Genomic DNA, 8,691 nt, shown 5'->3' on the forward strand with positions numbered 1-8,691 from the left:
AGTACATCCAGTACGAGGACTTCCGGCCGGCACACCGAGAGCACGCACCGGGCGCCGCTCCTTGACGGGCAAACGTTGCCTGCCGCGGCACTAGCTGCGCCGGCCGGCGAAGAGTTCCAGGTGCGCGCAGTCGGGACACCGGAAGGCGTCTATCTGCCAGCGCGGCCGGCCCATCAGTCGGGCGCCGCCCAGCGGGCCCCGCTGAAGCGCGCCCTCGACCCACCGGGCGAACCCGCGGGCGCCCTGTCCGGAGTCCTCGACGAAGCCCGGCTCCAGCCCCACACAACCGCACTGCGTGCACCGTATGTCGTTCACGCGCGGGAGTGTATTGACATCGCTCAAGGGCCCGGTGACCGGGGCCGGTCGGCCCGCCGGGGACGTCAGGTCAGCGGCCCCGGCCGGGGCTGGGGTTCCGGCACCGGATCGGGGCCCGGCGGCTTCGGGATCGGGGACGGGGAGGGTACGGGATCGGGCCCGCCCGGGTTCGGTACCGGGTTGGGGCCGGGCTTCGGTACCGGCCTGGGGCCGGGTTTCGGTCCCGGCGCGGGATCGGGGCCGCCCGGGGTCGGGCCGGGCGGCGGTCCCGGTTCGGGGTCGGGGCCGCCCGGGGTCGGCACCGGGTCCGGGAAGGGTGACGGCCCCGGGGGTTCGGGGCTCGGTCCTGGAGTGGGTGCCGGTGGTACGGGGTCGGGATACGGCTGCGTCATGGCGGTCCTCCAGCCAGTCGGTACGTCGGCCCTCTGGACTTGTCTCCCGCGTACCCAGCGCCCGGGCCCCCACTCACCCCGTCGCGCCGGGACGGCGCCCGGACGGCCCAGTCCTGTCCTGTCCGCACCACCGGACCAATGGGTGGACGCCGGAGGCCGAGCCGGCCCCAGCCGGAAGACGGCCGGAAACCGTGTCCGTCGTGCGACGTACGGGCCACGACGCCCATGGTCCCGTCCCGGCACGCACTCTGCGCGCCGCCACGACCGGGCCCTGCCCGGCGCGCACCCTTCGGGCCACGCCGGCCGGAGCCCTAGCCGACGCGCACCCTGCGGAACGCGGCCGCCGCGGCGGCGAGGCCGAGGCGGGGGCTCGACAGCACCGGCACATAGGTCGAGGCGAGTCCCTCGGCCGCGGTCATGGACGCCTGGGCGAGGACGATCACGTCGGCGTCGGCGACCGCGTCGGCGGCTTCGGCCACCGCTCGGGCGCAGCCGTCCGTGTCACCCGCCTCGAACAGCGCCCACGCGTCGTCGACGAGGGCCGTACGGGCCTCGACGGGACGACCCGCGCGGCGGGCCTCCTCCTCGACCAGGGCGACGGTCGGTTCGAGGGTGCTGGCCACGGTCGCGAGGACGACGACCCGGGAGCCGGTGGCCACCGCGGCGGCGGCCATCGGCCGGTCCACGCGGAGCACGGGCACCCCGGCGTCGGTCCGTTCGGCGATCGCGCCGATGGTCGAGCAGGTGCACAGGACGACCCGGGCGCCGTCGTCGACCGCCTCGGCCAGCCGCGCCCGAACGTCGTCGGCGACCGCTTCGGGCCCCTCGCGACGGGCCCGCGCGAGCAGTTCCTCGTCGACGAGGTGCCGCAGCTCCAGGCCCGGGTGGTCCGCGTCGCGCAGCGCGTCGAAGACGGGGATATGAGCCGGCGAGGTGTGCAGCAGGGCGAGGGGCCCGAACCGGGGTGGGGCCGGAGTCATCAGAACCGACCGGGGTGCGCCGCGAGCCATTCCATCGCGGCCTTCAGCAGCGCCGGGTCGGCCGCCGGAGCCTCCTCGGGATGCCGCGCGGCCCACTTCACGACGTACGGGCAGAGCGGCGCCACGACGACGCCCTCGCGGGCGGCGATGCCGTACAGCTCGCGGGCGAGGGAGCCGGCGATGCCGTGGCCCTCGTGCTCCGGTTCCACGATGGTGTGCACCGGGACGAGGGCCCGCGCGGGCTCCTCCAGGACGAAGTACTCGATGTGCCCGACCACTTGGCCTCCGGCGAACGCCTCGAGGCGGCCGGCCGGCCGGTCGTCGCGGATCTCGATGTCGCTCACGGGCACTCCTCGGGTCCTTGGGTCCTGGGGTCCTGCGATACCGCCGCGCCGTCGCTCAGACGGTGACGGGCACGGCCTGCGGGCTGCGCTGCTGGTCCGAGCCCGGTACCGGCTCGGACGGGTCGGCGCCGAGGGACACGATCCGGTTGTCACGGTCCACGTGCACGACCGCCGGCCGCAGCGCCCGCGCCTCGGCGTCGGTCACCTGAGCGTAACTGATGATGATCACCAGGTCACCGGGGTGCACGAGATGCGCCGCCGCTCCGTTGATGCCGACGACACCGGAGCCGCGCTCCCCTTCGATGACGTACGTCTCCAGGCGGGCGCCGTTCGTGATGTCCACGATGTGGACGAGCTCGCCGGGCAGCAGATCGGCGGCGTCGAGCAGATCGGCGTCGATGGTGACGGATCCGACGTAGTGCAGGTCGGCCTGGGTGACGGTGGCACGGTGAATCTTGGACTTGAACATGGTACGAAGCACGAAGAAACTCCCGATTCGTCTGCTCCCTGCCTGCTCGGCAGGTCAAGGGCGGTATCCGGAGACTACATCGCTCGGCATGCCCGGTCAGCTGTCGTCAGGTGTTCAAGGACTCGCACCGGCCCGCTGTCGACCTTTCCGACGTCGCGCCAGTCACATACGCACGCGCGCCATGGACTCCCGGCACGTTTTCCGTTCCAGGGGATGCCGTGCGCCTGGAAGAACCCATCGGCCGGCTCGGCACTGGACACGGCGTACCGTCCGTCGTCTGCAAGCATCTCCGCGGGAACCACGGTTCCAAGGTCTTCTGGCACCAGGCTCGAACCGGTGGCCGACGGCCCACCCGCGCCCCTGACGTCCTCTTCTCGTCGGCCGCGCCTGCGCATCGGCCCGCCACCGGACCGGACGACAGGCGCCGCACCCGGCAGCGGCAGCGCCGCCGGATTCGATGCGCCGGCCTTCCGCGAAACCTGCCGGGAAGCGGAGGGTCGCCGTTCCCGGCTTGCGGCGGGTGGCACGCGCACTCGGCAGCCCTCAATGCGTATGAATATCAGTCCAGCGAGTCATTCGACGAGTGTGCATACGGCAATCAATATTGCTCGGGAAAATCAAGAGCACTCGCACGAGTGAAGCCGGCTGGGACTATTTGGCCTGCATGGATACGGTTCGACTACGGTAGCGGAAGAGCGGGTTCCGGCCCCCGTTCATGACGGGTTCGACCCAGCAGGGAAATCGCGAATTCTGGCAATGGGGACTTCCGTCCGCCCAGCCGTGCTGCTCCGGTGTTCGCAGTGCCGGGGCCCCGTCATACGTATGCGTAGAGAGGATGAAGCACCATGCCACCCGTAGTACCGCCCTTCCTGATCGGCCTCATCGCCGCGCCACTTGCCAAGCGTCTCCTCAGGCCGTTGATGCGCGGCATCGTCAAGACGTCCGTCGGTCTCGCTCTTGAGGTGAAGAAGGCGACCCACGAGGCCGGAGAGAACATCCACGACCTTGCGGCCGAGGTGGCCGCCGAGATGGTGGCGGCGCAGATCGCCGCCGGTGACGTCGGAGCCCGTTCGGATGACGGCCGGCAGGCCGCCGGGAGCGGCACCCCCGAGGACGAGAAGGACGAGACCACCGCCCGGGCCGAGGGCGAGGCGAGGGCTTCGAAGATCCGCGCGACTGCCGGCGCCGGCAAGGCGCGCTGACGGTTTGTCCAGCGGCCCGGGCCGCTGCGCGGGCTCGGAACAATGCGCCCGAGTGGCGGTCGGCCGCGGATATTCCGACCACATCGCTTTCCCCTGACTTTTCGCTCTGTCGCATTGATTCGTCATGCTCGTCACGGTTTTTGCGACCTCCACAAACAGGTGATCGTACACATGCCATCTCTGCTGGGTACCGCGGCCGGATATCGCTCCGTGGATGTGGATATTCGTCCACGTTCGGTCATTCCGGGCCGCCAGCGCTGGGACGTCAAACTGGTTCTCGGACGGCCTCAGGCGGCCGAAATCCTCGTTGCGGTCCTGCGACGCCTTCCCGGGATCACCGAGGCGCAGGCCAGCCCGGTCACCGGTGGGGTCCTCGTCCGGCACGACGCGCGGGTGGAAGCCGCGGATGTCGGCCGGCTCGTCCGCAGAGCCGTCACCCTGGTTGTGGAGAACTCGGCCGGAGCGGGGCGTCCGGCCCCGGCACGGCCCACCGCCGAGCCCGCCCCCCGCCCGGATCACGGTGTCGTGCGCCCCGTGCTCGCCATCGGGGGTGGGGTGGCGGCCGGCATCGCCCTGATCCGCGGGTCGGCGCTGAGCAAGCAGCTGGTGGCACTGGGGGCAGTGGCGGCGGCGACCACGGCCGTCGTCCGGAAGGCCTGGCGCGGAACGGCCGACGCGACCCGGGACCTGCCCGGAACCGAAGCCGGACCACACCCCCTGCTGGAGGTCGTCGGACCGCACCGCCGACGTCTGTACCGCGCCTCCGCGCTGTCGGTCGCCTGCCAGGTCTCGGAGATGGCGCTCGGCACCTTCCTCGGCTGGACCGCGCTGGTCCTCATCAAGGGCGAGGCCGCACCGCTCGTCCGCTTCGGTCTGACGACCGCGTCCGCTCAACTCTGGGGCCTGGCAGGGCTGGTGGCCGTCGCCTGTGCCGCCGTGGCGGGTCTCTCGTACTCCTCGAACCTCCAGTGGCGCCGGCTCGGCCAGGACATCGAGCACGACTGGCGCAACCGGACGTACGCCCACGTGCAGCACCTCGAACTGCGGCACCTGGAGGGCGAGCGGACCACCCGGATCGCCGGCGCGCTCACCGACGACGTCCGCCAACTGGGCGCCTTCTTCGCCACCTCGGCGGGCGACCTGCTGCAACTGGGCACCAGCCTGACCATCCTGGTGCCGTTGTTCCTGCTGCTGGCGCCACAGATCGCCTGGATCGCGTTCCTGCCCATCCCGTTCATCGCCTGGCTGTCGTTCCACTACCAGGACAAGGTCGCGGCCGACTACGCCGTCTCCGGCGAGCACCGCGCCAGACTGCACAGCCAGTTGGTGAACACCCTGGAGGCCGGCGCCACCGTGAAGAGCTTCTGCACGGAGGACTACGAGGCCGAGCGCATCGCCCGGCTGAGCGGAAACGCCCAGGAGAGCGACGAGCAGACCGACCGGAGCACGATCCGCCACGCCGAGATCGTCCGGGTCTGCACGACCAGCTCGATGGCCGGAACCCTGCTGATCGGCGGCCGGTCGGTACTCAACGGCAGCCTGCCGTTCGAGGTGTTCAGCCCGTTGATCGGGCTGCCCCAGATGGTGCTGCTGCGCATGAACCGGCTCGGCGGCATCGTCGACCAGTACCAGCGCACGATCACCGCCTACGACCGGGTCCAGCGGCTGCGTGCCCTGCCCGCCGAGACCCACGGCACCGGCGGGCCGCTCGACATCGAGAAGGTGCGCGGGGAGATCGTCCTGGACGACGTGACCTTCGCCTACCCCGGCCGGCCGCCGGCCCTGGAGGGCCTCTCCCTGACGATCCCCGCCGGGCAGGTCACCGCCCTCGTCGGGGCCACCGGCTCCGGCAAGACGACGATCGCCAAGCTGCTGATGCGGTTCCAGGACACGGAGTTCGGCAGCGTGCTGCTCGACGGGCGGGACGTGCGCGACCTGCCACGGCACGATCTGCGCCACGCGATCGGGTTCGTCGCCCAGGACCCTTTCCTCTTCGACGGCACCATCGCCGACAACATCCGCTACGGCAGCTTCGGCACCTCGGACGAGGCCGTGGTCGAGGCGGCCATGATGGCCGAGGCCCACACCTTCGTCGCGACGCTGCCGGACGGCTACGACACCGTGATCGGCGAACGCGGCGCCGCCCTCTCGGGCGGCCAGAAGCAGCGGATCGCCCTGGCGCGCGCGATCCTCAAGGACGCGCCGGTCGTGATCCTCGACGAAGCCACCTCCGCCGTCGACAACGAGACCGAGGCCGCCATCCAGCGCACGCTCCGCGTCTTCGCGGCCGACCGGACCATGGTGATCATCGCCCACCGGCTCTCCACGGTCCGCCACGCCGACCGGATCTACGTCATGGACAAGGGCGGAGTCGTGGCCGAGCAAGGCACCCACGACGAACTCCTCGCCCGGCACGGGCTCTACGCGTCCCTCTGGCAACTCCAGGCCGGCGAACTCGCCGCCTGACCGCACCCGCCACGCCTTCCGACCGCCCACCGCGTGACGCCACCGCGGTCGGCGCTTCTCGCGCGCCCTGCGCACACGCCTGCCCATACTTCTGGAGGTACCCCCATGTCCCGTCGCGACGGCGAACCCCTTCCGCTGACGGCGGCCCAGCGCGAGATCTGGCTCGCCGAGCAGCGCGCGGGGAAAGCGCTCGACGCCTACCGCATCGGCGAATACCTGGAAGTCCACGGCCCGGTCGACGCCGAGCTCGTCGAGACCGTGCTGCGCCGGGTCGTCGACGAGATCGACGCGCTGCACGTGACCTTCGTCCACGACGGGCAGGAACCACGCCAGGTCGTCCGTGCGGCACGGGACTGGGAACCGACCCGGCTCGACCTGAGCTCGGAGCCCGACCCCCGGGCGGCGGGCCTGGCATGGATGGCCCGGGACCGGATGCGCTCGCTGGACCTCGCCCGCGGTCCTCTCTTCAGCCTCGCGCTGATCAGCCTCTCGCCGGAGCACCACCTCCTGTACCAGAACTACCACCACCTGGTGATGGACGGGTTCGGTCTCTCCCTCGTCCGTCGGCGGATCACGCGGATGTACACGGCGCTGGCCGCGGGCGGCCCCCTCCCGCCGTCGCCGCTGCGCGCGCTGGACGACCTGCTCCGCGGTGACGCCGACTACCGCGCCTCGGGGCAGTTCACCTCCGACCGGTCGTACTGGACGGAGCGGCTCGCCGACCTGCCGGAACCGACCCAGCTCACCGGCCGGGCCGCGCGCGGCGGCAACGGTCCGCGTTCCGCGGTGGAACCGGCGGCGCTCCGCGTGGACACGCTGCGAGCGGCGGCAGCGGAGACCGAAGTCCACTGGTCCCGGCCGCTGATCGCGGCGGCGGCTCTCTACGCGCACCGGCTCACCGGGGACCGGGACGTGCTGATCGGCCTGCCCGTCACCGGGCGCGAGGGGGCCGAACGCGCCCTGATGTTCTCCCCCGGCACGGTGGCGAACGTGGTGCCCCTGCGTCTGCCGGTGAGGCCTCAGACGCGGTGGCAGGACCTGGTCGCGGAGGTGGCACGGGAGGCCGACGCGGCCCTCGCGCACCAGCGCTACCGCAGCGAGGAACTGTTCCGGGACCACAAGGTCCCCGGTGCCACCGGGGCGGCGTTCCCGCTCGTCGTCAACATCATGGTCTTCGACTCCGCGCCGAGCTTCGCCGGGCATCCCGCGACCCTGCACTATCTGCTCCCGGAGCCGACCACCGGGCTGGCCCTCTGGGTCACGGGCCGACGGGGAGACGACGAACTCCGGGTCGAACTCAAGGGCGCGCCCCAAGCCTGGAGCGAGGACGAACTCGCCGTCCACCAAAGGCGTCTGATCGCGCTGCTCGACACCGTCGCACACCGCGCCCCGCAGGAGCCGGTCGGCCGGATCGGCCTGCTCACCACGGACGAGGAGCATGAGCTGCTGGCGCTGGGTGCCGGTCCGGTGGCCGGGGCCCGCGCCGGGAGTCTGGCGGAGGTGTTCCGGGCGCAGGTGCGGGCGACGCCGGACGCGGTCGCGGTGGTGGGGTCGGACGCGTCACTGACGTATGCGGAGCTGGACGCACGGGCGAACCGGCTGGCGCACGCTCTGATCGCCCGCGGGGCGGGTCCGGAGCGGCCGGTGGCGGTGGCCCTGCCACGCTCGGCGGAACTGGTGGTGGCGATCCTCGCGGTGCTCAAGACCGGTGCTGTCTACGTCCCCGTCGATCCGGAGTACCCCGCCGCCCGCATCGCGTACATGCTCGACGACGCCCGGCCGGTCCTGCTGGTGACCGACGCCCGCACCCAGGACCGGCTGCCCGAGGCCGCTCCCGCCGGACACCTGGTGCTCGACGCCCCGGACACGGTGACAACGTTGGCGGACTGCCCGGCGACGGACCCGGAGACAGCCGTCGCACCGGAACATCCGGCCTACGTCATCTACACCTCCGGCTCCACCGGACGGCCCAAGGGCGTAGTGCCCACGCACGGCGGTCTGCTCAACCTCTTCGCCGACCGGCAGGGGTCACTGCCCCTGCTCGTGGAACGGCACCGGCTCCGTGTGGCCCTCACCACGTCGGTCTCCTTCGACGCGTCCTGGAACCAGCTGCTCTCCCTGCTCTCCGGCCACGAGCTGCACGTCCTGGACCACGCGGCCTGGGCCGACCCGGACGCCTTCGTCGACTACGCGAAGCGCCGTCGCCTCGACTTCATCGAGGCCACCCCGTCCTACCTCCAGGTTCTGGTCGAGCGGGGCCTGCTGGACGATCCGCAGTGGCGTCCCGTGATGGTCGCGTCGGGCGGGGAAGCCGTCCCCGAACAGCTGTGGGAGCGGCTGCGCGCGGCCGACGGGGTGTCCTGCCTGAACTTCTACGGGCCGTCCGAGTGCACCGTGAACTCGGTCGTCGCGCCGATGGAGTCGAGCCCCCGCCCGGTCATCGGTCGACCGGTCGCCAACACCCGGCTGCACGTACTGGACGCCTCGTTGCAGCCGATGCCCACGGGTGTGCCAGGTGAGCTG

7 protein-coding genes are annotated in these 8,691 nt (G+C 71.8%); 3 read left to right on the forward strand and 4 right to left on the reverse strand.

The genetic code is table 11. From position 1 onward, the window contains the following. Nucleotides 1–90: 90 nt before the first annotated feature. From ACWEBX_RS35030 to panD, 4 genes are all read right to left on the reverse strand, one after another. Entirely contained in the window at nt 91–315 is a 225-nt protein-coding gene (locus ACWEBX_RS35030; RefSeq protein ID WP_451888796.1) for a hypothetical protein, read from the reverse strand. A gap of 703 nt (nt 316–1,018) precedes the next feature. Then, entirely contained in the window at nt 1,019–1,687 is a 669-nt protein-coding gene (locus tag ACWEBX_RS35035; RefSeq protein ID WP_451888797.1) for an aspartate/glutamate racemase family protein, read from the reverse strand. Then, nucleotides 1,687–2,031 (reverse strand): GNAT family N-acetyltransferase, encoded by a 345-nt coding sequence (locus ACWEBX_RS35040; protein WP_451888798.1) that lies wholly within the window; start codon nt 2,029–2,031, stop codon nt 1,687–1,689. The genes ACWEBX_RS35035 and ACWEBX_RS35040 overlap by 1 nt, the downstream gene beginning before the upstream one ends. A gap of 55 nt (nt 2,032–2,086) precedes the next feature. Further along, nucleotides 2,087–2,512: an aspartate 1-decarboxylase gene (gene panD / locus ACWEBX_RS35045; protein ID WP_451888799.1), complete on the reverse strand. Its 426-nt coding sequence runs from the start codon at nt 2,510–2,512 to the stop codon at nt 2,087–2,089. An 833-nt stretch (nt 2,513–3,345) separates the two neighbouring features. Between panD and ACWEBX_RS35050 the strand changes: the two genes are divergently transcribed. The 3 genes from ACWEBX_RS35050 to ACWEBX_RS35060 form a co-directional block, all read left to right on the forward strand. Beyond that, nucleotides 3,346–3,702, forward strand: coding sequence for a DUF5132 domain-containing protein (locus ACWEBX_RS35050; protein ID WP_451888800.1), 357 nt, complete (start codon nt 3,346–3,348; stop codon nt 3,700–3,702). A 171-nt stretch (nt 3,703–3,873) separates the two neighbouring features. Beyond that, nucleotides 3,874–6,168, forward strand: coding sequence for an ATP-binding cassette domain-containing protein (locus ACWEBX_RS35055; protein WP_451888801.1), 2,295 nt, complete (start codon nt 3,874–3,876; stop codon nt 6,166–6,168). Nucleotides 6,169–6,273: 105 nt separating this feature from the next. Continuing rightward, a partial coding sequence (locus tag ACWEBX_RS35060; protein WP_451888802.1) for an AMP-binding protein occupies nt 6,274–8,691 on the forward strand: 2,418 nt, incomplete at its 3' end.

This window comes from Streptomyces sp. NPDC005070, from assembly GCF_053600395.1.

Bases quoted from the DNA above. Each gene is read 5' to 3' on its own strand.
- ACWEBX_RS35035 (WP_451888797.1), bottom strand. From the start codon at position 1,687: ATGACTCCGGCCCCACCCCGGTTCGGGCCCCTCGCCCTGCTGCACACC.
- ACWEBX_RS35055 (WP_451888801.1), top strand. From the start codon at position 3,874: ATGCCATCTCTGCTGGGTACCGCGGCCGGATATCGCTCCGTGGATGTG.
- ACWEBX_RS35050 (WP_451888800.1), top strand. From the start codon at position 3,346: ATGCCACCCGTAGTACCGCCCTTCCTGATCGGCCTCATCGCCGCGCCA.